27 protein-coding genes and 1 tRNA gene are annotated in these 23,811 nt (G+C 66.8%); 4 read left to right on the top strand and 24 right to left on the bottom strand.

All coding sequences use genetic code 11. The annotated features are described in order from the left end of the window. Positions 1-44: 44 nt before the first annotated feature. Together PEM_RS13140 and PEM_RS13145 are read right to left on the bottom strand one after the other, a co-directional pair. A complete protein-coding gene (locus PEM_RS13140) occupies positions 45-473 on the bottom strand; it encodes a hypothetical protein (protein WP_057494732.1) in 429 nt (142 codons plus the stop codon). Further along, positions 463-723: a YdaS family helix-turn-helix protein gene (locus PEM_RS13145; protein WP_069139346.1), complete on the bottom strand. Its 261-nt coding sequence runs from the start codon at positions 721-723 to the stop codon at positions 463-465. Before PEM_RS13145 ends, PEM_RS13140 begins: the two co-directional genes overlap by 11 nt. 85 nt (positions 724-808) lie before the next feature. On the opposite strand from PEM_RS13145, the gene PEM_RS13150 reads away from it, so the two are divergent. Beyond that, complete coding sequence (locus PEM_RS13150) at positions 809-1,315, top strand: hypothetical protein (RefSeq protein WP_069139345.1); 507 nt, start codon at positions 809-811, stop codon at positions 1,313-1,315. 88 nt (positions 1,316-1,403) lie between these two features. Continuing rightward, complete coding sequence (locus PEM_RS13155) at positions 1,404-1,637, top strand: hypothetical protein (RefSeq protein ID WP_069139401.1); 234 nt, start codon at positions 1,404-1,406, stop codon at positions 1,635-1,637. A 285-nt stretch (positions 1,638-1,922) separates the two neighbouring features. On the opposite strand, the gene PEM_RS13160 is transcribed toward PEM_RS13155, so the two are convergent. Then, positions 1,923-1,998, bottom strand: a tRNA-Lys gene (locus PEM_RS13160). Between the two features lie 178 nt (positions 1,999-2,176). On the opposite strand from PEM_RS13160, the gene PEM_RS13165 reads away from it, so the two are divergent. Continuing rightward, positions 2,177-3,133 (top strand): DUF2268 domain-containing putative Zn-dependent protease, encoded by a 957-nt coding sequence (locus PEM_RS13165; RefSeq protein ID WP_111128217.1) that lies wholly within the window; start codon positions 2,177-2,179, stop codon positions 3,131-3,133. A 91-nt stretch (positions 3,134-3,224) separates the two neighbouring features. On the opposite strand, the gene queC is transcribed toward PEM_RS13165, so the two are convergent. The 18 genes from queC to aspS all read right to left on the bottom strand — a co-directional run bounded on the left by queC (position 3,225) and on the right by aspS (position 19,141). Next, complete coding sequence (gene queC / locus PEM_RS13170) at positions 3,225-3,890, bottom strand: 7-cyano-7-deazaguanine synthase QueC (protein WP_014038216.1); 666 nt, start codon at positions 3,888-3,890, stop codon at positions 3,225-3,227. A 77-nt stretch (positions 3,891-3,967) separates the two neighbouring features. Further along, on the bottom strand, positions 3,968-4,669 hold the full coding sequence (gene queE / locus PEM_RS13175; protein WP_069139343.1) for a 7-carboxy-7-deazaguanine synthase QueE: 702 nt from the start codon (positions 4,667-4,669) through the stop codon (positions 3,968-3,970). Positions 4,670-4,799: 130 nt separating this feature from the next. Next, complete coding sequence (gene ybgF, locus PEM_RS13180; RefSeq protein ID WP_019660125.1) at positions 4,800-5,618, bottom strand: tol-pal system protein YbgF; 819 nt, start codon at positions 5,616-5,618, stop codon at positions 4,800-4,802. Between the two features lie 3 nt (positions 5,619-5,621). Beyond that, entirely contained in the window at positions 5,622-6,140 is a 519-nt protein-coding gene (pal, locus tag PEM_RS13185; protein ID WP_005418510.1) for a peptidoglycan-associated lipoprotein Pal, read from the bottom strand. Positions 6,141-6,204: 64 nt separating this feature from the next. Beyond that, positions 6,205-7,524, bottom strand: a complete 1,320-nt coding sequence (tolB, locus tag PEM_RS13190) for a Tol-Pal system beta propeller repeat protein TolB (protein WP_005418511.1) — start codon at positions 7,522-7,524, stop codon at positions 6,205-6,207. A gap of 284 nt (positions 7,525-7,808) precedes the next feature. Next, positions 7,809-8,864, bottom strand: a complete 1,056-nt coding sequence (gene tolA, locus PEM_RS13195; protein ID WP_111128215.1) for a cell envelope integrity protein TolA — start codon at positions 8,862-8,864, stop codon at positions 7,809-7,811. Beyond that, complete coding sequence (tolR, locus tag PEM_RS13200; protein WP_005410751.1) at positions 8,854-9,282, bottom strand: protein TolR; 429 nt, start codon at positions 9,280-9,282, stop codon at positions 8,854-8,856. Before tolR ends, tolA begins: the two co-directional genes overlap by 11 nt. 24 nt (positions 9,283-9,306) lie before the next feature. Next, positions 9,307-10,086 carry a protein TolQ gene (gene tolQ, locus PEM_RS13205; protein WP_005410752.1) on the bottom strand — a complete coding sequence of 260 codons (780 nt, stop codon included), beginning with the start codon at positions 10,084-10,086 and terminating at the stop codon, positions 9,307-9,309. Positions 10,087-10,096: 10 nt separating this feature from the next. Next, positions 10,097-10,528: a tol-pal system-associated acyl-CoA thioesterase gene (gene ybgC, locus PEM_RS13210; RefSeq protein ID WP_005418514.1), complete on the bottom strand. Its 432-nt coding sequence runs from the start codon at positions 10,526-10,528 to the stop codon at positions 10,097-10,099. After that, positions 10,518-11,558, bottom strand: a complete 1,041-nt coding sequence (gene ruvB, locus PEM_RS13215) for a Holliday junction branch migration DNA helicase RuvB (protein ID WP_005418515.1) — start codon at positions 11,556-11,558, stop codon at positions 10,518-10,520. Before ruvB ends, ybgC begins: the two co-directional genes overlap by 11 nt. 126 nt (positions 11,559-11,684) lie before the next feature. After that, positions 11,685-13,604, bottom strand: coding sequence for a potassium transporter Kup (locus PEM_RS13220; RefSeq protein ID WP_032954420.1), 1,920 nt, complete (start codon positions 13,602-13,604; stop codon positions 11,685-11,687). A gap of 49 nt (positions 13,605-13,653) precedes the next feature. After that, entirely contained in the window at positions 13,654-14,247 is a 594-nt protein-coding gene (gene ruvA, locus PEM_RS13225) for a Holliday junction branch migration protein RuvA (RefSeq protein ID WP_005418517.1), read from the bottom strand. Between the two features lie 13 nt (positions 14,248-14,260). Further along, complete coding sequence (gene ruvC / locus PEM_RS13230; protein ID WP_005418518.1) at positions 14,261-14,782, bottom strand: crossover junction endodeoxyribonuclease RuvC; 522 nt, start codon at positions 14,780-14,782, stop codon at positions 14,261-14,263. Between the two features lie 105 nt (positions 14,783-14,887). Continuing rightward, the gene (locus PEM_RS13235; protein ID WP_005418519.1) at positions 14,888-15,619 is read right to left on the bottom strand and encodes a YebC/PmpR family DNA-binding transcriptional regulator; all 732 of its coding nucleotides are present in this window, start codon (positions 15,617-15,619) and stop codon (positions 14,888-14,890) included. Between the two features lie 175 nt (positions 15,620-15,794). Further along, positions 15,795-16,427, bottom strand: a complete 633-nt coding sequence (locus PEM_RS13240) for an alpha/beta fold hydrolase (protein WP_032954421.1) — start codon at positions 16,425-16,427, stop codon at positions 15,795-15,797. A 75-nt stretch (positions 16,428-16,502) separates the two neighbouring features. Further along, complete coding sequence (locus PEM_RS13245; protein WP_049415346.1) at positions 16,503-17,024, bottom strand: GNAT family N-acetyltransferase; 522 nt, start codon at positions 17,022-17,024, stop codon at positions 16,503-16,505. Positions 17,025-17,055: 31 nt separating this feature from the next. Beyond that, the gene (locus PEM_RS13250) at positions 17,056-17,373 is read right to left on the bottom strand and encodes a DNA primase (RefSeq protein ID WP_065178902.1); all 318 of its coding nucleotides are present in this window, start codon (positions 17,371-17,373) and stop codon (positions 17,056-17,058) included. Positions 17,374-17,389: 16 nt separating this feature from the next. Further along, entirely contained in the window at positions 17,390-19,141 is a 1,752-nt protein-coding gene (aspS, locus tag PEM_RS13255) for an aspartate--tRNA ligase (RefSeq protein WP_049415340.1), read from the bottom strand. Positions 19,142-19,299: 158 nt separating this feature from the next. Here aspS and PEM_RS13260 point away from each other — a divergent pair, with 158 nt between their 5' ends. Next, positions 19,300-20,046, top strand: a complete 747-nt coding sequence (locus tag PEM_RS13260) for a DUF3011 domain-containing protein (protein ID WP_069139338.1) — start codon at positions 19,300-19,302, stop codon at positions 20,044-20,046. Between the two features lie 133 nt (positions 20,047-20,179). On the opposite strand, the gene PEM_RS13265 is transcribed toward PEM_RS13260, so the two are convergent. The 3 genes from PEM_RS13265 to PEM_RS13275 form a co-directional block, all read right to left on the bottom strand. Next, on the bottom strand, positions 20,180-20,821 hold the full coding sequence (locus PEM_RS13265) for a hypothetical protein (RefSeq protein ID WP_053501011.1): 642 nt from the start codon (positions 20,819-20,821) through the stop codon (positions 20,180-20,182). Positions 20,822-20,880: 59 nt separating this feature from the next. Continuing rightward, a complete protein-coding gene (locus PEM_RS13270; protein ID WP_111127272.1) occupies positions 20,881-22,437 on the bottom strand; it encodes a glycosyltransferase family 39 protein in 1,557 nt (518 codons plus the stop codon). A 104-nt stretch (positions 22,438-22,541) separates the two neighbouring features. Next, complete coding sequence (locus PEM_RS13275) at positions 22,542-23,771, bottom strand: cation:proton antiporter (protein ID WP_065178906.1); 1,230 nt, start codon at positions 23,769-23,771, stop codon at positions 22,542-22,544. Positions 23,772-23,811 lie beyond the last annotated feature (40 nt).

The following is a 23,811-nucleotide window of genomic DNA, read 5'->3' on the forward strand; positions in this document are numbered from 1 at the left end:
GGGTTGTTCCGGTCGGGAGGCGGGCGAAAGATCGAATCCGCCGCTCATGCGGCCTGGGCGATGCCCTCCATCCAGCCACGCACGCGCTGGAAACCGAGTTCGACCAGGTTGAGGTAATGCCGGTTGGACACCGGTCGCTGCCCGCAGTTGGCCAGCAGCAGATTCGCCGTCTCGAATCGTTCGACCTTGCGCCGGCCACGCCCGCAGTAATAGCCGCGCAGTGCACAGGCCATTGCCACGTTGTCGCGCGCGACCGCGGTGATGATGTCCTCGATCTGCTGCGCCAGCTGATCGGTTTCCAGAGGTTTGTATCCCTGGGCCCGACCGGGCATGTCACCGCGATGCTCGATCAGCACCGCCAGCAGGTTGCGGGACTGGAAGCCGAGGTATTCGCAGTCGCGATGCAGGGCATATTCGCCGCCCCAGTGTTCCAGCCGACTGCGGACGTACTCACCGAACGTATCAAGCTGCATGGGGGGCTTCTCCTTTGAGGGGCGACGGGGCCGGACCGAACACGTCCGGACGCAGGGATTCGCGGCGCACAGCGCCCGCAGTGGCCAGTTCGATGCGCCGGCACAGTCGCGCACCGGGCAGCTTGTGGCCGCGGGCGATCATGTAGAGGGTCCGCAGCGCGCAGCCGGTCTGGTGGGCCAGGCGCCGCATGACGGGGCAGCTGGGGGTGCCGTAGCCCCCCTGGGAGATCGCGTAGTCGATGAGGTTCATGGCGCACACATTACCGTGCGGGTAATGTCGAGTCAATACCGTTTTGGTCATTTGCTGGATTGGTAATGCAGCGCACCATCTACGCATGGACGCCAGTACCGCTCGCACCCTCAACATGCGCCTCCGCGTGGCCGCCGCCGGCGGCCCGGCCGAATGGGCCCGCCTGTTCGGTGGCACCCGCTGGGCACAGCCCCAGGTGAGCCAGTGGATTTCCGAGAGCAACCCGAAGAGCATCGGGCATCGTCTTGCGCGCGATCTTGAATCAGTGATGCAGCTTCCACATGGATCGCTGGATCGAGTCGATCAAGACGGTGAGATGTCGCTTCAGTCTCAATCTACGGGACTGGATTTCGAGAAAATGAGCGCTGCGGTCAAGGTGCTTTCGCACTACCTGGAGCTGGTCGGCGATCCACCGGAATGGATCTACGATCCCGTGCTGCTGGAGACCGCATTCATGGTCGTGGACGAGTTCGGTCAGCCCTCTGCACCGGACAACGTGCTCGACCTGACGAAGCTTCTGGCAAGACGGATCAGGGAGGCAAAGGATGACTCACACGCGACTCGAGGAGCTCGCACAGCGGTTGGCCGCTAGGACCCAGGAACTGCGCGGAGAGCGCAGCCCGGCGCCGGCGTTGCGGGTGGTAGCGGGAGACGCGCACGTGGTTCGCGGGGAGAGGCGCATGGACGCGATCATGCGCGAGTGGCATTGCCGCATGATCCGCAACGTGCGCCGGCGTTGGGGCGAGCCTATGCAGCATGTGATCGACCAGGCATGTTGCGGTGTGATCAACATCGAGCAGCTCCCCGACGACGCACTGATCCAGTTGCACAAGGACATGGAGCGCGCCGAGGAGTGCATCCGTGAGGGTATTTCCTTCCACGACGCCGGGCTGTTGCGCGCGCATTACGGCTGACAGCGTCCTTGCCCGGCCGGAAACGGCCGGTTTTGATGACATTAATTACCTGCAATTACCAATATTCTTACCTTAAAGGTAATTTTTAAGGTGAGCGACGTGGGGCAACAGCGACGGAAGCGGGTGCGCGGAGCGCCGCCTCCCCGCACCCGCTGCCAGCGGGCTCCAGGGAGTCGATAGCACGTGCAACACCGCATCGTTGCGACGGCGCCCCCCCCATTGCAGAAGTGCTTTCGAGGAAGCAACAAAAAAGGCGCCCTTTGGGCGCCTTGATCATCAATGCAATGGTGGGCCGTGAAGGATTCGAACCTTCGACCAAAAGATTAAAAGTCTTCTGCTCTACCGACTGAGCTAACGGCCCGGTGCATTGCCCCGGCCTTTCGGCGGGGTCCGCATTCTACCCTACTTTGCCGAGTCGCGCGAAGTACAGGGGTGTTGCGTGTGCCGGCCAGCGGCCGGCACTACCCGGTCGGGTCAGCCCGCTTAAACCTTCCAGGCCTTCCATGCATCCCATCCGTGATCCCTATCCGGAGCCACGGATGCGCTTTCCCAGCTATCTGATCGCCATCCTGCTGCTACCCTGCACAGCGTTGGCCTCCCAATCACCGGTCGTCACTGACGATATCGCCCGCTTCTGGGCCACCTATGATGCGGTGCGCGCCGAGCCTGATGCCGAACGCCGGGTGGCGCTGGTCCAGCAACGCTACATCGATCCGGGCAGCCCCGGCCTGCATGCGCTGATGCAGGTGCGCAACTACACCGCCCGCGAATACGCCGAGGCCATGCAGGCCTGGCCGCGCTTCTGGACCTCAGTACGACCGCTCACCGCCAACGCGCAGCAGGCCAGTGCCACGCTGGAGCGCGATCTTGTCGCCTTCCGTGCGCTCTACCCTGCCCTGCGCCCGGCCACCATCACCTATGCGGTGGGCGTGCTGCGCACCGGTGGCACCACGCTGGATGACAAGGTACTGATCGGCGCGGAGATGGCGCTGGGCGATGAGCGCGTGGATGTGAGCGAGCTGCCGGCGAAGATGCGCGACCGCCTGCGGATCTTCTACGACAGCCGGCCGGGTGCGAACAACGCGCAGAACAACCTGCACGAATACGTGCACACCCAGCAGCGCGAGACCACCGGCAGCCTGGCCCAGTACGCGGTACGCGAAGGCGTGGCCGAATACGTGGCAGAGCGCATCAGCGGGCGCCGCCCGGCGTTGCCGCTGTACACCTATGGGCCAGCGCACGAAGCGGAAATCCGCGCGCGCTTCCGCACGGAGATGCACGGGGACAACCTGGACAATTGGCTGTACAACAGCGCGCGCAATCCGTTCGGGGTGAGTGACCTGGGCTACTACGCCGGCTACCGCATTGCGCAGGAGTACATGCGCCGGCAGACCGACGAGAGGACTGCAGTCGCGCGGATGATCGAGTTGGACTATGCCGATCCGGCTGCGGTGCGGGCCTTCATCGAGGCATCGGGATGGTTGCAGCCCCGGTAGATCAGGGAGTGCGGACAAGCGCTTGGCACCCACCGAGGGAGTGATTGCCCCACCGGTGAAGCCGGCCAGCGGCCGGCTCTACCGGAAGCGGTCAGGCGTACAGCGTCGGGTCGGCGACGCCGGCCTCGGCAAAGCCCTGCGCGCGCAGGCGGCAGGCATCGCAATGACCGCAGGCGGCGCCGTTGGCGTCGGCGTTGTAGCAGGACACGGTCAGGCCGAAGTCCACGCCCAGGCGCACGCCTTCGCTGACGATCTGGCCCTTGCTGAGGAACTGCAGCGGGGCATGCACCTTGATGCCCGCGCCCTCCACGCCCGACTTGGTGGCCAGGTTGGCCAGCGCCTGGAACGCGGCCACGAACTCGGGGCGGCAGTCCGGGTAGCCGGAGTAGTCGACGGCGTTGACGCCGCAGAAGATGTCGTTGGCGCCGAGCACTTCGGCCCAGCCCAGGGCCAGCGACAGCATGATGGTATTGCGCGCCGGCACGTAGGTGACCGGAATGCCGGCACCACCGGCCTCCGGTACGTCGATGTCATCGGTCAGCGCCGAGCCACCGATGCTGCGCAGGTCCACGTCCACGGTCTTGTGCGCGACCACGCCCTGGGCCTTGGCCACGCGGGCGGCGGCATCCAGTTCGGAGGTGTGGCGCTGGCCGTAGCGCACGCTCAGGGCGTGCACGGCGAAGCCCTGTTCCTGGGCCATGGCGATGACGGCGGCTGAATCCATGCCGCCGGAGAGAAGCACGACTGCCTTCTTCATGGAGAATCTTCCGGTTGGGAGAGGAAAGCCAGCACGCTGTCCCGCGCCGGAGCTACATCAGGGAACGCTGCACCGGCTCATCGGCCGGGCTCGTCGTTCCACAGGATTTTATGCAACTGCATCTGGAAGCGCACCGGCAGCCGGTCTTCGACGATCCAGTCGGCCAATTGCCGCGCGGTGATCTCGCCCTTGCTCGGCGAGAAGAACACGGTGCAACGCTTCACCAGGCCGTGCTCGGCGACCATGGCCTTGGCCCAGTCGTAGTCCTCGCGGCTGCAGATGACGAACTTGATCTGGTCGCGCGCGGTCAGCAGCGGCAGGTTTTCCCAGCGGTTGCGCGCCACTTCGGCCGAACCCGGCGTCTTGATGTCGACCACGCGCGACACGCGCGGGTCCACTGCGCTGACATCCAGCGCGCCGGAGGTTTCCAGCGAGACATCCATGCCCGCGTCGCACAGCTTCTGCAGCAGCACCAGGCAGCGTTTCTGCGCCAGCGGCTCGCCGCCGGTCACGCAGACGTGGCGGACGCCCTGGGCCAGCACCTCGGCCACGATGTCGTCGATGTCCCACCAGGTGCCGCCGTGGAAGGCATAGGCGGTGTCGCAGTACTGGCAGCGCAGCGGGCAGCCGGTCAGGCGCACGAACACGGTTGGCCAGCCAGCGGTATCGGCTTCGCCCTGCAGCGAGGTGAAGATCTCGGTGATCTTCAGGCGCGGCAGCGGCGACTGCACGATGTCGCTGGGGGTGGCGACGGCGTTGGACGGGGTAACGGCGGTCATGGCGGAACGTTCTTCATGGGACGGGCAGCCGATTCACGGCGCCGGAAACGAAAGCAGCCGAGCATGGGCTCGGCTCTACAGGAGGCTGCCGGGCATCAGCCCAGCGCCACGGTGCGTATTGTACGCCCGGTCAGCGGATCTGCTTGCCCAGGCGGATGGACTGCAGACGGTCCTGCGCGGTGCGCGCGGCATCCGAGCCGGGGTACTGCGCCACGACGGTCTCCAGCGTCTGCTGGGCCTGGTCGACCTTTCCCTCGCCGTACTGCGACAGGCCGATCTTGAGCAGGCCGCCCGCGGCCTTGTCGTGGGTCGGATAGCGCGAGAGCAGCTCTCGGAACTGGGTCTCGGCCATCGGGAAATTGCGGGTGGCGTAGTAGCTCTCGCCCAGCCAGTACAGCGCGTTCGGCGCGTAGACGCCGTTCGGGTACAACTCCAGGAAGCTCAGGAACAGCTGCGCCGAATCGTCGTACCTGCCGGCCTTCAACGCATCGAAGGCAACGTTGTAGGAGGTGCGCTCGTCGCCGGTGGCGGCAAGGCTGCCAGCATCACCATGGACGGAAGGCGGCCGCTCGGAAGTGGCCGCCGCTGCCGGTTTTGCCGGGGCCGGTGCGGCCTTCGGCGCGCTCGCCGGAACGGGCGGCAGGGCCGGGGCGGCGTTGCCCCCTTCCAACCGGTTCAGGCGGCTGTCCAGATCCAGGTACTGGTCCTGGGCGGACTGCTTGAGCTGGGCGTTGTCATGCTGCAACTGCTCGATCGAGGCCTGCAGGCTGGTGACCTGCTGCCGCAGCTGATTGATCTGGTTCAACAGGTCCTGGTTGGCACTGTTGTTGTACATCTGCTGCTCGAGCGCGCCGACACGGTCAGCCAGGCTCTGTCGCTGTGCGTGCGCCGGTGCGGCAGCCACGAGGGCTGCCGCAACGACCAGCATCAGTTTGATGCCAATGCGCATGGATTACTGCGCGGTGTAGACGATTTCGACGCGACGGTTCTGCGACCAGCACGACTCGTTCGACTCGGTGCAGACCGGACGCTCTTCACCGTAGGACACGACGGTCAGCTGCGAAGCCGAACCACCGTTGGCCTGCAGGGCCGAGCTGACGCCGTTGCCACGACGCTCGCCCAGGGCCTGGTTGTACGCGCGCGAACCGCGCTCGTCGGTGTGGCCCTGCAGGGTGATGCGCGAGGACGGACGGTCACGCAGGTACTTGGCGTGGCACGCCATGATGGCCTGGAATTCCGGCTTCACGTCTTCCTTGTCCAGGTCGAAGTAGACCACGCGCTGGCGCAGGCAAGCGTCGGTGTCCAGGTCGCCCGGGCCGTACAGGCCGGAGGTCGACGGACCGGTCGGGGTGGTGGTCGAGGTGCCGGTGTCGACCGGGGCTGCCGGCTCTTCCTTCACCTTCTTCGAGCAACCGGCCAGGACGGCCACAGACAGCAGGGAAACAAGCAGAACGCGGGTGGACTTGTTCATGGCGATACCTTTGTGGCTCCTAAGCCGATGAGGGGTTCAAGACAACGAAAATATTAACACTCTTTTAGCGCTGGGTACGGTATGGGGACCATGCCGGTTCGCGCACATCACCGTCAGCCAGGACCAGGCGCTGGCGAACCCGCGCATCGGCCGAAACGGCATACAACACACCACGGCCACCTTCGCGGGCGGCGTACAGCACCATGCTTGCGTTGGGCGCAAAGCTCGGCGATTCATCCAGCGAACCCGGGGACAGCGTGCTCCAGCGCGGCGAGCCCAGCGAGCTGTCCATCATCGCGATCTTGTAGCTGTTGCCCGAGCCCTGGGCGACGGCGATCTTCTTGCCATCGTAGGACACCGACGGCTTGGCATTGTAGTTGCCCTGGAAGGTGACGCGCTCGGCGCTGCCGCCGCCGGCACCGACCTTGTAGACCTGCGGACGGCCGCCGCGATCGGAGGTGAAGTACACCGCGCTGCCGTCCGGTGCCCAGGTCGGCTCGGTATCGATGGCGAAGTGGTTGGTCAGCTGGGTCAGCTGCTTGCTGCCCAGGTCCATCACGTAGATTTCCGGGTTACCGGAGCGAGACAGGGTCAGGGCCAGCTTGCGGCCGTCCGGCGAGAACGCCGGGGCGCTGTTGATGCCGCGGAAGCTGGTGACCAGCTCGCGCGCACCGGTACCGATGTTCTGGATGTAGATGGCCGAATTGCCACGCTCGAAGCTGACGTAGGCCAGCTTGCTGCCATCCGGACTCCACGACGGCGACAGCAGCGGCTCGGCCGAGCGCACGATGGTCTGCGGGTTGAAGCCATCGGAATCGGCCACCATCAGCGCGTAGCGCATGGCGTCGCCCTTGCCACTGGCGGTCACGTAGGCGATGCGGGTCCAGAAGGCGCCGCGCACACCGGTGATCTTTTCGTAGATGGCGTCGGCCATCTGGTGGGCAACGTCGCGCATGGCATTGCCACGGGCGGTCATCGCCAGGCCCAGCAGGCGCTCGCCCTTGGGCACGTCGAACAGTTCGTACTCGACGCGGTAGGCACCGGCACCGGCATCAAGCACGCGGCCGACCACGATGTAGTTCTGCTTCAGCGCGCGCCAGGTCGCGAACTGGATATCCCCTCCCCGCACGGGCTTCTCGACGATCTGCGCTTCCGGCAGCGTGCGGAACTGGCCCGAACGCTCCAGATCGGCACGGACCACGCCGGCGACGTCGGTCTGCGGAGCGGCCGACGAACCCTGATAGGGCATCGGCACGATGGTGATCGGCAGCGCGGAGGCATTGCCGCCGATGATGTCGATATCCAGCCCCTTCTGCTGCGCGACGGCAGCAAAGGGCAGCAACAGGGCCGCAAACACGGCAAGCCAGCGAGGCATCTTTTTCATGGAGCGCTCAATAAGGGGAAACCGGAACGAGGGATAACAAAGCGGGAGTGAACCGCTTCGCAATCATGAACCAAGGGTACGTGAATTCCGGGTCAGTTCCAGCCCGTCTTCTCACGCACCGTTAACGTCGTGGCTAACATCGCACCGTCTGCCCTGGTCACGCCGCCCCGGAGGACGGCGTTCGACAGCAGCCCACAGCCTGCCCGGTCGAAACCGAGCACACCAGAGGCAAGCGCGACAACCGTGGGCAGGAGTGGCCCGAGCCCCCCCCTGCCCTGCCCGCCTCAGCGATCCTGGGCAGTAAAAGTGAAGTTGAGCGTGCGTGCGAACACCGACTCGAAGCCACGGTACGGCAGGGGCTGCGCGTTGAGCACGGCGGCCTCGATCGAACGCTTGCCGGCCTCGTCGTACGGGCAGTTCGGGCTGACCTTGGCCTGCATCACCGTGCCACCCGGAATCTGGGTGATGGTGATCTGGCAGCGCTGGCCCAGCGGCACCGTGTCCGGCCGCACCCACTGCGACAGCACCTTGGCCTGGATCGCCGCGGCGTACTTGGCCGAAAGATCATCGCTGTTGCCACCACCACCGGCAGCTGGCTGGGACGCACCGCTGGAACCGGCTGCGGCACTGCCGGCGGCATGGCGCGCAGCAGCCACCTGGCGCAGCTTCTGCTCGGCCAGCTTGGCTTCCTTCTCGGCCTGCTCACGACGGGCACGGATCTCGGCGATCTTCTTCTGCTTCTCGGCCTCGGCCTTGTCCGCGGCCTGACGCGCCTGATCGGCCAGCTTCTTCTTCGCGTCTTCTTCCTGCTGCTTGGCCAGGCGCAGCTTCTGCTCGGCCTCTTCCTGGCGCTTGCGTTCGGTCAGGTCGATCTGCTCCTGGCGGCGCTTGGCTTCCTGCTCCTGTTTCGCCTTCTCCTGCGAGATGGCCAGCGCGCTCACTGCTTCCTGGTCCTTGGTATCCGGCTGCGCGACGCGCTCCTGTGCCTGTTGCTGCTGCGGCGTGGGGGCGTCCTGTGGGCGCGGCTCGGGAATCGGCTGTGGCGGCGGAATGGTGTCTTCCGGCACCGGAACCGGCTCGGCCACCGGCGGCGGCAGGTCCTCCAGCTTTTCGGACTGGCGCAGGGCCTGGCGGGCGGCGGACGCCTCGGACGCGGACAGGGCCAGGCTGGCCTCCACCGACGGATCACCGGCGGCGGCGTCGGTGTTGCGCTCGGGCGACCAGAACCAGGCCACGATGAAGACCAGCGCGACCAGCAGGTGCACCAGCAACGCCAGCGCCAAGGGCAGGCCCCAGCCGGGTTCGCGCTGCTGTGGAGGTGGCAGGGCGTCAGCGTGCATCGGTGGCCAGGCCTACCTTGTCTACCTTGGCGCGCTTGATCACATCCATCGCGGCGATGACCTTTTCATAGGCCACGGCGCGGTCGGCGGCGACGATCACGCGCACGCCCTTGTCCTGGGCGGCGATGCCTGCCAGGCGGCCTTCCAGTTCCTCGGCCGACACGGCGGTCGGTTCCTTGGCATCGGGCAGCTTCAGGCTGAGCTGGCCGTCCTGGCGCACCGAGACGATCACCGGGTCCTGCTTGCTTTCCAGCGCCTTGGCGTTGGATTGCGGCAGGTCGACGTCGAAGCTCAGGGTGAGCAGCGGCGCGGTGACCATGAAGATGATCAGCAGCACCAGCATGACGTCGATGTAGGGAACGACGTTGATTTCCGATTTCAGCTTGCGGCGCTTGCGGCGACCGATGGCAGCGGACATGGCTTGGACTCCCGGGTCAGGCGCTTACTCGTCGCCAGCGCTCTGGCGCTGCAGGATGGAGCTGAACTCTTCGGCAAAGGTCTCGAACCGCACCGACATGCGCTCCACGCGGGTGGTGAAGCGGTTGTAGGCCCACACCGCCGGGATCGCCACGAACAGGCCGATGGCGGTGGCGAACAGGGCTTCGGAGATGCCTGGCGCGACGGCGGCGATACCGGCCTGCGCACCGCTGCTGATCATGTCGTGCATGGTCACCATGATGCCGAACACGGTACCGACCAGGCCCACGTACGGGGCAGTCGAACCGATGTTGGCCAGCAGTTCCAGGTTGCGCTCAAGCTGGTCCACTTCGCGGGTGTAGGTGGTGCGCATGGCGCGCTGCGCGCCTTCCAGCTGCGCACGGCCATCCAGGCGGCGCTTGTCGCGCAGGCGGGTGTACTCACGGAAACCGGCTTCGAAGATGGCTTCCAGGCCGGTCACGCTGCGGCTGCGGTCGGTGGCGGCGCTGTACAGCTTGCCCAGGTCGGCGCCGGACCAGAAGCGGTTCTCGAACTCGTCGGCTTCGCGGGTGGCCTGCTTGAACACGCGGGCCTTGCGGAAAATGATCACCCAGCTGACGAACGAGCCGACCAGCAGCAGCAGCACGATGATCTTCACCGGCAGGCTGGCCTTGGCCATCAGCTCGAGGTAGTTGATGCCGCCGCCGGTGGTGGCCTGGGCAAGGGTCTGTGTCGCGGCGTTGCTGACGTCGGCCGGCAGTGCCTCGGTGACCGTGGCCTGCAGGGCCAGGAGCGTTGCGATCATCCGTTGTTCCTCAGTGTTCGGATTCGGGGTGGAGGTGGGGTTGCAGCATGGCAAGGACGGCCTCGTCCATGCCACGCGGGCGGAAACTGGCCGCTTCCAGTGCGGCGATGCGGACCTGGGCCGACAGCAGCAGCTCGCCGTCGCGCAGGATCTGCTGGTCGAAGACCATGCTGGCCTTCTTCAGCTGGACCAAGCGGGCGCTCACCTGCAGGGTGTCATCCAGCCGTGCCGGCCTGATGAAATCCATCTGCATCGAACGCACTGCGAAGACCATCCCGTGCTCGGCGCGCATGCGCTCCTGGCCGTAGCCGAGCGCACGCATCCATTCGGTCCGTGCCCGTTCCATGAAGGCGACGTAGCGGGCGTGGTAGACCACGCCGCCTGCGTCGGTATCTTCCCAGTAAATGCGTGTCGGCCAACTGAATAGTGGCTCAACCGACATCGGGAACCTCCGCGAACAGGTCCTGCGGCGGGTTCTTCGGCTTCAGGCCCATGTGCCGGTAGGCCTTGTGGGTGGCCATGCGGCCGCGCGCGGTGCGCACCAGGAAGCCCTGCTGGATCAGGTACGGCTCGACCACGTCTTCCAGCGTGCCGCGCTCTTCGGACAGCGCCGCGGCCAGCGATTCGATGCCGACCGGGCCGCCGTCGAAGTAGTCGACCAGGGTCTTGAGCAGGCGCCGGTCGAGCTCGTCGAAGCCCTCCGGATCAACCTTGAGCATTTTCATCGCGGCCTGTGCCACGGCCTCGTCGATGTGGCCGCCCGCCTTCACCTGCGCATAATCGCGCACGCGGCGCAGCAGGCGGTTGGCGATACGCGGGGTGCCGCGCGCGCGGCGCGCGATCTCGCCGGCGCCATCGGCGGTGCAGTCGATGCCGAGGATGGTGGCCGAGCGGCGCACGATCCGGGTCAGCTCTTCGACGCTGTAGAACTCCAGGCGCTGGACGATGCCGAAGCGGTCGCGCAGCGGCGCGGTCAGCAGGCCGGCGCGGGTGGTGGCACCGATCAGGGTGAACGGCGGCAGGTCGATCTTGATCGAACGGGCCGCGGGGCCCTCACCGATCATGATGTCGATCTGGAAGTCTTCCATCGCCGGGTACAGCACTTCCTCGACCACCGGCGACAGGCGGTGGATCTCGTCCACGAACAGCACGTCGTGCGGCTGCAGGTTGGTCAGCAGTGCGGCGAGGTCGCCGGCCTTCTCGATCACCGGGCCGGAGGTCACCCGCAGGGCCACGCCCAGTTCGTTGGCGATGACGTGGCTGAGCGTGGTCTTGCCCAGGCCGGGCGGCCCGAAGATCAGCACGTGGTCGAGCGCGTCGCCACGCCCCTTGGCCGCTTCGATGTAGATCTCCATCTGCTCGCGCACCGGGGCCTGGCCGAGATAGTCGGCCAGGCGCTTGGGGCGGATGCTGGCGTCGGCGGCGTCATCCTCGCGGGTGGCGCCGGCGCCGATGATGCGGTCGTCGGTCATGCCGTGATTATGCGGTAAATAGTTGCATTCCGGGGCCGGAAGCACGGTAGTGCCGGCCGCTGGCCGGCAACCCCATGAACACCGGTGGTGCGGCGGATGCCCGCCAGCGGCCGGCACTACCAGACCTCAGATCTCGACCTGGGCCCCGAGTTCGACCAGGCGGTTGCCGGGAATACGGAAGAAGCCCGTGGCCGGCGCGGCATTCCGGTGCATCAGCGCGAACAGCTTGTCGCGCCAGATCGGCATGCCGCGGTTGGCCGTGGCCACGATGGTTTCGCGGCTGGCGAAGAAGGTGGTGTCCATCGGGTCGAAGTAGATGCCACCGTGGTCACACGAGCGCATCAGCGCCAGTGGCACGTCCGGGGTCTCCATGAAGCCGAAGCGCACGTAGACGCGGTAGAACTCGTCGCCCACCGATTCGATCTTCAGCCGCTGCCCCTCCATCGCATACGGGATCGGCAGGGTCTCCACGTGCAGGAACACGTTGCGCTCGTGCAGCACCTTGTTGTGCTTGAGGTTGTGCATCAGCGCATGCGGGGCCACGGTCGGGTCGGCGGTGAGGAACACTGCAGTGCCCGGCACGCGCACCGGCGGTGCCAGCATCAGCCCAGGCAGGAAGGTATCGAGGCGGATGCCGTCCTTGCGGATCTCATCGCGCAGCAGCTCGCGGCCACGGCGCCAGGTCCGCATCATGGTGAACAGGAAGATGCCCAGTACCACCGGGAACCAGGCGCCCTGAAGCAGCTTGGCACCATTGGCGATGACGAAGCCGAGGTCGATGATGAAGAACACCACGCACAGCGGCAGGATCCACTTGCGCGCCTTCGGCCACAGCGACCGGGCCACCAGGGCCAGCAGCAGGGTGTCGATCAGCATGGTGGCCGACACCGAGATGCCGTAGGCCACTGCCAGGTTGGACGAGCTGCGGAAGGCCAGCACCAGGCCGATCACCATTACCGCGATGCCCCAGTTGATGCCTGGGATGTAGATCTGGCCGATGGTGTCGTGCGAGGTGTGCTTGATGCGCATGCGCGGGATGTAACCCAGCTGCATCGCCTGGCGCGAGACCGAGAACGCACCGGTGATGACCGACTGCGAGGCAATCACCGCCGCCATGGTGGCCAGGATGATCATCGGGTACAGCGCCCACGGCGGCACCGCCTCGAAGAACGGGTTTTTCAGCGCCTCGGGGTGGTTGAGCACCAGTGCGCCCTGCCCCAGGTAGTTCAGCACCAGGCACGGCAGCACGAAGAAATACCAGGCGTGGCGGATCGGTTTGGCGCCGAAGTGGCCCATGTCGGCGTAAAGCGCCTCGCCACCGGTCACCGCCAGCACCACTGCGCCGAGGATGAAGATCCCATGCCAGCTGTGCTCCATGAAGAAGCGGATCGCCCACCAGGGGTTGAACGCCTTGAGCACTTCCGGCGCATCGACGATGTTGTAGATGCCGATCGCCGCCAGCGAGATGAACCAGACCGAGGTGATGGGGCCGAAGGCCTTGCCGATCTTCTCGGTACCGAAGCGCTGCGCCGCAAACACCATCAACAGCACCACCACCGTGATCGGCACGATGAAGGCATGCAGGCCCGGCGCGGCCACCTCCAGGCCCTCCACCGCACCCAGCACCGATATCGCCGGGGTGATCACGCCGTCGCCGAAGAACAGCGAGGCACCGAAAATGCCGAGGATGCCGACCACGTAGGCCGAGCGCGAGCCGTTGCGCAGCGTGCGCTGGGTCAACGCCATCAGCGCCATGATGCCGCCCTCGCCGTCGTTGTCGGCGCGCATGATGATGGTCACGTACTTCAGCGTGACCACGATGTTCAGCGCCCAGAACGCCAGCGACAGCACGCCCAGCACGGTGTCGTGGTCGCTGTTGAGCCCGTAGTGTGGCGAGAACGCCTCCTTCAGCGTGTACAGCGGGCTGGTACCGATATCGCCGAACACCACGCCGATCGCACCGATGATCAGCGCCATGCCTCCTGCTGGAGGGGCGTGACCGTGGCTGCCGGGGGCAGCTGCGTGCGGGGTTTGACTGCTTGACATGGGACTCCTGGCGACGCTCAGGCGGTTCGTTGAAGGAAAGGGACGCGGCTCAGCGCAGCGCCGACTGCAGCGCCTTGCGGATCACGGTGGCCACTTCGTCGCCTTCATTGAAGGCGTCGCGGGCCATGCGTGCCGCTTCGGCCGGCTTGTAGCCCAGCTGCTGCAGGGCCACGGTGGCATCGGACAGCGGGTCGGCCGGGGCCGGGCCGCTGCCGGTGGGCAGCGCGCCGCCGGCACCGAACTGGGCGGCACGGTCACGCAGTTCCAGCACCATGCGCTCGGCAGTCTTCTTGCCGATGCCGGGAATGCGGGTCAGCGCGGTGATGTCACCGGCCTGGACCATGCGCGCGAACTCCTCGACGGAAACGCCGGACAGCACCGCCAGCGCGATCTTCGCGCCAATGCCACTGACCTTCTGCACGTCGCGGAACAGGCGCCGCTCCCCCTCGCGCAGGAAGCCGTACAGCGAAACGCTGTCTTCCTTCTGCGCGTAGTGGGTGTACAGCGTGACCTCGCGGCCGAGCTCGGGCAGGTCGTAGAAGGTGCTCATCGGCGCCTCCAGTTCGTAGCCCACCCCGTTCACGTCCACCACCAGCCACGGCGGCGCCTTGTAGGCGACGATGCCGCGCAGTCGACCGATCATTGCGTGCAGCTCCTCATTTGCGGCCCCACGCCTGGCGGGCACTGAGCCCCAGGCGGTTGGCCGTTGCCCGTACGTGGGCATGGGTGATCGCCACCGCCAACGCGTCGGCCGCGTCGGCCTGCAGCTTGGTTTTCAGGTTGAGCATGAGCCCGACCATGTGTTGAACCTGTTGCTTTTCGGCGCCACCACGGCCAACCACGGCGAGCTTGATCTCGCTGGCGGCGTATTCGTGCACCGGCAGGTCGCGCAGCACCACGGCCGAGATCGCCGCGCCCCGGGCCTGGCCCAGCTTCAGCGCCGAATCGGGATTACGGGCCATGAACACCTTTTCAATGGCCACTTCCTGCGGCTGGTACTCGCGGCACAGGTCGGCCAGGCCCAGAACCAGCAGCTTCATGCGCTGCGGGAAGTCGTCGGCGCCCAGCAGCACCAGTGGCTGGTGGTGCACGTAGGTGACGCGGCCGGCGGCATCGACATCGATGATGCCGACCCCGGTCCGCTGCGAACCGGGGTCGATGCCGAGGATGCGGGTCATGCTGCACTCCTGGCGGGGCGGAACGGGATGCGCTGGCAGGCGTAGGGGCTCATGACTGTCCGCGGTGACCGTTCAACGGCCCGCGCCCAGGCCGTCGAAGACGGCTCAGGCGTAGGCGTCGGCGCCGAGTTCGGCGTTGGAATACACGTCCTGCACGTCGTCCAGGTCTTCGAGCATGTCCAGCAGCTTCTTGACCTGCAGGGCGACGTCGCCTTCAACCTTGATGTCGTTGTCCGCGCGGAAGGTGATCTCGGCGTGGTCGGCGACATGGCCGGCGGCGGCCATCGCATCCTTCACCGCGTTGAACGCGTCAGGGCTGGTGACCACATCGATCGAGCCGTCATCGGGGTAGACCACGATGTCATCGGCACCGGCCTCAATGGCCGCTTCGGTGATGGCTTCCTCGTCGGCCCCTGCGGCGAAGCTGAGCACGCCCAGGCGCTTGAACATGAAGGCCACCGAGCCCTCGGTGCCCATGTTGCCACCGCACTTGCTGAACGCATGGCGGACGTCGGCCACAGTGCGCACGCGATTGTCGGTCAGGCAGTCGACGATCACGGCCACGCCACCCGGGGCGTAGCCCTCGTAGCGGACTTCCTCGTAGTCGACGCCTTCCAGCTCACCGGTCGCCTTCTTGATGGCACGCTCGATCACGTCCTTGGACATGTTCACGGCCAGGCCCTTGTCCACGGCCACGCGCAGGCGCGGATTGTTGTTGGGGTCGCCTCCACCGCCGCGCGCGGCAACGCCGATCTCGCGGATGATCTTGGTGAAAATCTTGCCGCGCTTCGCGTCGGACGCGTTCTTGCGGGCTTCGATGGAGGGGCCTCTACCCATGGGTGCTACCGTCTGGCTGCTTCAGGATCAAGGCGCGGATTCTACCTGATCGGGCGCTGCAACCGTGTCTAGGCCCGTATTGTTGTAGAGCCGAGCCCATGCTCGGCTCCATGGGCCCGACGGAATGCAGCCGAGCATTGGCCCGGCTCTACAGGGCGGCCCTGGCTCCCTGCCCCTAGGCCGCCGCCGCGTCGCGGCTGTGGTCGAACTTGCCATGACGCAGGAAATGCGCGGTCTGCCGCGCGGCGTCGGGCGACACCACCAGGCCGCTGTGGCTGGTGCGGACCACGCAATGGTCGGCCAGGCCCGGCAGCCGGGTCTCGGCCAGTGCCACGGTGCCATCGGAGGCGTCATCGATGGCACCCAGCAGGCTGCCCAGCCCATGCGGCACCGAGCCGGCGATCAGGCCAACCTCGGCCCTGCCCTGCCAGTCCGGCAGGCCATCGAGCAGCAGCTCGCTGCTGCGTCCCAGCGCCAGGCCCCAGCCGTGCTCGGACAACGAGCGTGCGGTGCCACTGCCGCGCAGCGGTGAACCCAGGCAGACCACCCGCTGCACCGGCAGCTGCGGATTGCGCCGCAGCGCTTCCAGCGCCAGCAACCCGCCCAGGCTGTGGCCGACCAGCGACAACGGCCCGGCGTCGGCCAACCGTTCCAGCAGCTGGGGCACCGCCACGTCGGGACCACCGAACACCGAGGAGTAACCGAACGCATGTACCTGGAAACCACGCGCGCGCAGGCGCCAGGCCAGCGGCCCGACCCAGGCGCGGGCATTCCAGATGCCATGCAGCAGCAATACGGGGGGAGTCATGCAAACAGCCTGGCGGTCAGCGGGGCAGGAACGTGAGGTGATTGAACACGCGCGCGCAGCAAGCGGCGGTGAACGTCAGGCCGCGCGCGGTGCGCGGCGCAGGATGAATTCAAGATCGTTGGTATCGCCAACCGGGAACAGGTACTCGCCGGCCTTCTCGAAACCATAGCGGGCGTAGAAGCGTTGCGCGCCGAAGTTCTCCGACCACACGCCCAGCCACAGCGTGCGCGGGCCTTCGCGCTCCAGCCAGGCCAGCGCGGTTTCCAGCAGGCGGCTGCCCCAGCCGCAGCTCTGCTGCGTCTTGATCAGGTACAGGCGCTTGAGTTCGCCGTCACCGGGTTTCACATCCGGATGCGGCAGGCCACAGGGGCCGGCGGCGGCATGGCCGACCGCTTCCCCATCCAGTTCCAGCAGCCACACCGCGTAATCGGGGTGGGCCAGGATCACGCGCTGGCGCTCGACCGTGTAGGCCTCCTCCAGGAAGGCCTGCAGGTCCTGCGGCGGGTACAGATGGCCGAAGGTTTCGGTGAATGTGCGGGCGGCCAGCGCCGACAGGGTCGGCGCATCGTCCACAGTGGCGCGGCGGATCGAATACATGCAGGAAGTTGACGCCAGGGCGAAGCGGGGGTCAAGCCTTTTCAGGCGACTCCTCTTCTTCCTCGTCCTCTTCCTCGTACTCCTCTTCGTCCTCGTCCTCTTCTTCCTCGCCTTCCTCGTCCTCTTCGTACTCTTCCTCTTCGTCGTCCTCGTAATCCTCGACGCCGAAGTCTTCACCGTCCCAACGGCCTTCGCCGTCGGCGACGAAGGTCAGGGCCATCGCCGCCGGGCTGGTACCAACGCGGACCAGCCAACCACCGAACACGCGTGCACGCTCGGTGACCAGGTTGGCCTCGGAGCCTTCATTGCCCAGCTTTTCCCACTCCAGCGAAAACGCAAACTCGGTCATTGCCTGGATCTCCTGATCAGTTGGTCTTGGGGCGAACCTGGATGTGCACTTCGGCCAGCTGCGCGTCGACGATCGGCGACGGCGCGTCGGTCATCAGATCCTGTGCACCGGTGGTCTTCGGGAACGGGATGACGTCGCGGATCGACTCGGTGCCGGCCATCAGCGCGGCGATGCGGTCGATGCCGAAGGCGATGCCACCGTGCGGCGGCGCGCCGTAGTTCAGCGCGTCGAGCAGGAAGCCGAACTTGGCACGGGCTTCTTCGGCACCGATGCCGAGCAGCTCGAACACTGCGCTCTGCATGTCCGGACGGTGGATACGGATCGAACCGCCGCCGATTTCATTGCCGTTGAGCACCATGTCGTAACCGCGCGAGACGGCGGTACGGGCGTTGGCGCGCAGATCGGCGATGTCATCCACGGCCGGTGCGGTGAAGGGGTGATGCAGCGCGACGTAGCGCTGTTCTTCCTCGTCCCATTCGAACATCGGGAAGTCGGTGACCCACAGCGGCGCCCAGCCATCGGCGACCAGGCCGAAGTCCTTGCCGGCCTTCAGGCGCAGCGCGCCCATGAAGTCGGAGACCTTGTTGTAACCACCGGCACCGAAGAACACGATGTCGCCGTTGCCGGCGCCAACATGGGCGACCAGCGCAGCGAAGGAGGCCTCGCTGAAGAACTTCTGGATCGGCGAGCTGACCTCGCCGTTGTCGGCGATCTTGATGTAGGCCAGGCCCTTGGCGCCGTACTTGGCAGCGTGCGCGGCGTACTCGTCGATCTGCTTGCGGCTCAGCGCTGCACCGCCCGGGATGCGCAGCGCGGCGACGCGGCCTTCGGCATCGTTGGCTGGGCCGGTGAACACTGCAAACTCGCTGTCCTTGACCAGTTCAGCCACGTCGACCAGCTCCAGCGCGATGCGCAGGTCCGGCTTGTCCGAACCGTAGCGACGCATCGCCTCGGCCCAGGTCATGCGCGGGAAGCTGGCATCCAGCTGGACGTCGACCACTTCCTTGAAGATGGCGCGGATCATGTCTTCGACGAAGTCCTGTACGTCGCGCTCGCGCACGAAGGCGAATTCCATGTCCAGCTGGGTGAATTCCAGCTGGCGGTCGGCACGCAGCGCTTCGTCGCGGAAGCAGCGCGCGATCTGGTAGTAACGGTCGAAGCCGGCCACCATCAGGATCTGCTTGAACAGCTGCGGGCTCTGCGGCAGGGCGTAGAACTCGCCCGGGTGCATGCGCGCCGGCACCAGGAAGTCGCGCGCGCCTTCCGGGGTGGCCTTGGTCAGGATCGGGGTCTCGATGTCCTGGAAGCCCTTCTCGTCCAGGTGGCGGCGCAGGGCCTGCACCAGCTTGATGCGGGTGCGCTGCATGCGCTGCATTTCCGGACGGCGCAGGTCCAGGTAGCGGTACTTCAGGCGGGTTTCCTCGCCCGGGTTCTCGTGGGCGTGGAACGGCAGGGGCGCAGCCTTGTTCAGCACAGTGATGGCAGTGGCGATCACTTCCACCTTGCCGGTGCGCATCTTGTCGTTCACCGCGTGGCGGGCGCGCACGACGCCCTCCACCTGCAGCACGTCCTCGTAGCCCAGCGAAGCCGCCACGGCGAACACTTCGGCGTTGTCGACCTCCACGGTCACCTGCACGATGCCTTCATGATCGCGGAGATCGATGAAGCAGACGCCGCCCTGGTTACGGGCCACGTCGGTCCAACCGGCGAGGGTGACAGTCTGGCCAATCAGGGTCTCGTCGACCAGGCCGCAGAAGTGGGTACGCATTGGGGGAAGCTCCGCTGGAGAACGCCGGCACCGGATGGGGGCCGGAAAGCCTCGTATTCTGCGGCCGAGGCCCCGGCCGGGGCAAATCCGGCCAGTCACACCGGCTTGATCATCCCCCTCCCTATAGTCAGGCACCTGCCACCGTATGGGATGCCGCCATGAATCCGCTGTCCCTGGCCCGCCTGGCCGTGACCCTGAGCCTGGGCACCATCGCCACGCTCGCCCTGCCCTCCGCCCCGGCCGCCGCGCAAAGCGGGGTGATCCGTTGCGAGAGCCAGAACAACCGAGAACGCGTGTGCAACACAGGCTGGCGCAATGCGCAGCTGGTCCGCCAGCTGTCCGGCAGCGCCTGCGACGAGGGCCGCACCTGGGGCAGCCGCAATGGCAGCATCTGGGTCACCAATGGCTGCCGCGCCGAATTCGTCGAGGCCCGTGGTGGCTGGGGCGGCGGCAACGGCGGTGGCTGGGGCGGCAACAACGGCCGGCCCGGCGAAACCATCCGCTGTGAGAGCCAGAACAATCGCGAACGCAGCTGCCCGGTCGGCTGGCGCAATGCCCGCCTGGTCCGCCAGCTGTCCGGCAGCCCCTGCGACGAAGGCCGTACCTGGGGGGTGCGCAACGGCGCGGTGTGGGTCAGCAACGGCTGCCGCGCCGAATTCGCCGAAGCTCGCGGATGGGGTGGCGGCGGGGGCGGTGGCTGGGGCGGCGGCAACAGCAACTACTCCATCACCTGCAGCAGCAACAACAACCGCACGCAGAACTGTGACTGGGATGAGCGCCAGGGCCGGCCGGTGCTGCAGCAGCAGCTGTCCGGCAGCGCCTGCCAGGAGGGCCGCAGCTGGGGCTACGCACGGGGCCAGGTGTGGGTGAGCAACGGTTGCCGGGCGCGCTTCGGTACGCGTTGAGTTACGGGGTCGGATCCCTGGCCAGCGGCCGGGGCTCTGACCCGACCAGGTATCCCGCTTCCACGCATGGCGCGGATCTACTGGGGGTCTTTCCGGGGGCGGAGCGCTTTACAGGAGGCATCCGACCCCGCGATCACGGTGCGGGCGCTTTGTCGTCACCCCACGGCGGCGGCGGCAGATCGACCGGCTTGCTCAGGTCGAACTTCACGCGGAAGCGGCGGCCGTCCGGGCGGCCCAGCTCGTAGACGAAGGTCTGGTCGGGGTCGATCTCCATCGCCCAGGTGTTGTGCGTGGAGGCCAGCATGTCGGCACGACGGAACATCGCCACCGAATCGGAGTCGGCCGGGAACTGCTGGCGCTCGGCGGTGCCCGGTGGCGTGCTGTCGCCGCCATAGAGGGTGATCGCATCCGCGCTGCCATCCTGATGGCGATGATCGTGCTTCAGGCGCAGGCCGTTTTCGGTGCGGGTCAGCACCCAGGTGCGCGAGTGGTCATCCCCCACATGGAAGGGAATCCGCAATTCATGGGCAGGATCGGCACAGCCGCGCACATGCATGACCAGGCGCTGCCCGGCGAACGGGTCCTTGCCGGTCGGCGCCGGCGTGTCCTCCACCACCCGGCCTTCAAAGGCCTGGCCGCAATGCGCGGCGATGGCGGCCATGAAGGCATCGGCCGGTGCGGTCGCCAGATCATGGGCGACCGTATCGGAACGCTGCGAGCAGGCAGCGAGGCTGAGCAGGAGGGCGGAAGCGGCAACAACGGCAGGCAGTCTCATGCCCCAACCCTAACGACCCGGGCCGGTGCGCGCAAACCGCGCTGACCGGCCACGTCACTTCAGGGGTGCAGCCAGACCTCGCAACCGCCCACGTCCTGCTTCTGGCCACCGGCGGCATGGCGCCGGGTGATCTCGGCCAGCCATTGCACGCGCTCGGGGCTGCTGCCCACCTGGTTGGGGCAGTTGACCAGCGCGGCCAGCGGCAGTCCCCCCAGTGCTGCGTCATCTGCAGCCAACGATGCGAGCACGTCGTCCGATGCCCAGTCCGGAATCATCACGGCACGGCGGCCGGAGAAATACGGCAGCTCGGAGGACCAGTCCTGACCGAACGCGACCACCACGCCCTGCGCCGGGGTGCCGGTCCGGATGGCCTCGGCGATCTGCAAAACCGGTGTCGGCTCGCGCGCTTCCTTGATGTCCTTCAGCGACTTCACCAGGCCAAATCCCACCGACAGCACGCACAGGAAGATCGCCAGTGCAACGCCACGGCGCGGCTTGCCCGCCGCTTCGGCCGCCAGCACCGTCGACCACAGCACCAGGCCGATGATCGACGTGGCGAACACGATATTGGCCGCCTGGTAGTAGGGATGGGCGATGTGCAGGTTGGTGAAGACCAGGAACGGCGCCAGGTAGGCCAGCAGCAGGATCCCCACCGCCGTGCGCGTGCGCTTCTGCCACAGCCCGGCGATGACGAAGACCAGGAAGATCCAGTTGGAGCCGATCGCACCGGAGAAGCGCTTCTTGAACACCGTGCCCCACCAGGTAGCCGGATCCAGGCGCTGCTGCAGGGTGCCGTAATTCCAGGTGGACAGTGCATCGGAGGTGATCTGCCGGCCCAGCGCCGAATGCGCCTTCAGCGCATCGGCATGCTGCAGCCACAGGCTGAGCGTGGCCAGCGCGGCAAGCGCGGACAGACCACCCCAGAACAGCAGCTGCCAATGCTGCTGCAGCCACCGCGGGCGCCAGCCGTGCTCGTGCAGGGCCAGCCACAGGAAGGCCAGCGCAACGAACGCGGCAAAGCCGAAGAACGAGGTGACCTTGATGGCCGCCGACAGCACCGCCGCGACGATGGCGACCAGGCCCACCCACACGCGCGGCTGGCTGCGCAGGCGTGCCATCGCCCAGACAAAGAGCAGGCCGAAGAACACCGCGCTGGACTCCATCATCACCGAGCGCCCCCAGAACTGCGCGTACGGTGAGACGGCGAATGCGCCGGCCACGCACAGCGCCAGCGTGCGGTCAGGGCGCCAGGCCAGCAGCGTGCGATAGACCAGCCAGATGCAGCCGGCATGGAAGACGGTGGAGACCAGCCGCCCGCTGTTGTCGGCACTCATGCCGGTGACGCTGGACAGCAACGCCGCCAGCCACTGGTAGAACGGGAACTCGAAGGGGATCGACCAGGGCGCCCCCAGCACCGGGGTCACGTAGTCCAGCCAGGGCCCGCCACGTAGCAACCAGTCGATCGACAGGGCAGTCTGCGTCTGCCGGAAACCGGAGGCATCGACCGGGGGCATCGACCAGCTGCAGCCCAGCAGGACCAGCAGCGCGATTGCCGAAAACCACAACAGGATCTTGCCCGGCAACAGGCTGCGGTCTGGGTTGCTTTCCTGGGTCACGCCTGTTGCTCCTGGCTGTGGCCGCCCACGGCAGGGCGCGCTTCACGGGCGCGCAGTGTCTGGGTTGACGCGCGGGAGTGCAAGCCGCTGCACGCGGCTGCGGCTCAGCCCAGCGGTGGCAGCGGCGCCTTCGGCGGCTCGGCGTGGCTGACTTCGGTGGCCGCGACCGGTGCGGCCTCGCCCTCGCCCGCCGGTTCCTGCTCCACCGGATCGACGTCGAACGGCGTGCGGAACACCAGCGACGGCAGCAGCGTGGTCAGTGCGGCGTACAGCAGCAGCGCGCCGAACAGCACTGCGGGTATCTGGAAGCGCTCGCGCATGATCGCCGCCAGCACCAGGGTGAAGATCAGGGTCGGGGCCAGCGCCAGCGAGACCCGCAGGCTGCTGCGGAAGCTCTCGCCGAACATCACCCGGCGCTGCAGCCAGACCACGCCGATGCGCAGCGGCAGCACCACCAGGGTGATCACGATGCCCAGCCCCAGCGCCTCGAAGCTCAACGCTTCGCTGGGCACCTTGGTGCCCGCGTTGAAGAAATAGAACGGCACGAAGAACGAGGCGAACAGACGCAGCGCGTGCAGGTTCTCGTGAGAGGCCAGCAGCGGCATGCGCTGGTGCAGCAGGCGCGCGACCAGGCCGGCAATGAACGCGCCGACCAGGTAATACACGCCCAGCAGGTAGGTGATGTAGGCCGCCACCATGCCGACCATCACCAGCAGCGAGAACTCCGAACCCGGCGCGTGCGGCGCCACCCAGCGGCCCAGCGCGATGAACAGCAGCGGCAGGCCGACCATCATCGCCAGCAGCGCCAGGCTGGACAGCGCCATGTGGCCCGGATCGCCGGCCTGCAGCACGATGAACAAGGCAGCCAGCGCCAGCAGCTCACCGGCGATGGCCTTGCTGGTCACCCAGAACCGTTCGTCCTCACTCAGGCCCAGCCGCGACAGCGAGTCCATGATGAAACCGGTGGAGGGCGTCAGCAGCGCCAACGCCAGCAGCCCGGCGGCCTGCCACGGCAATCCTGCGTAACGCCAGGCCAACCAGCCGACGCCGAACAGCGTGCCGGTACGGATGACCAGATGTGCCAGCAGCGGCCACATTCCCCGGCGCAGCGCCTGCAGATCCACTTCCAGGCCGGCGAACAGGAACAGCGAGGAAATGCCCAGGGTGGCCAGCAGTCCGATCACCGCATCATGTGCCTGATCCCCCAGCCAGAGCATGCCGATGATGCCGAACAGCAGGCAGGTCAACGGGGCAGGCAGGCTGAAACGCTGCAACGCGCGTGGGATCACCAGCAGCGCGAAGATCAGCAACAGGTAGATCAGTTCATGGCTCATGGGGTCTTCCGTGGGGTTGGAACGCGCGCAGGATGCGCGC

It is taken from the genome of Stenotrophomonas sp. Pemsol, from assembly GCF_003586545.1.
Taxonomy (GTDB): domain Bacteria; phylum Pseudomonadota; class Gammaproteobacteria; order Xanthomonadales; family Xanthomonadaceae; genus Stenotrophomonas; species Stenotrophomonas sepilia.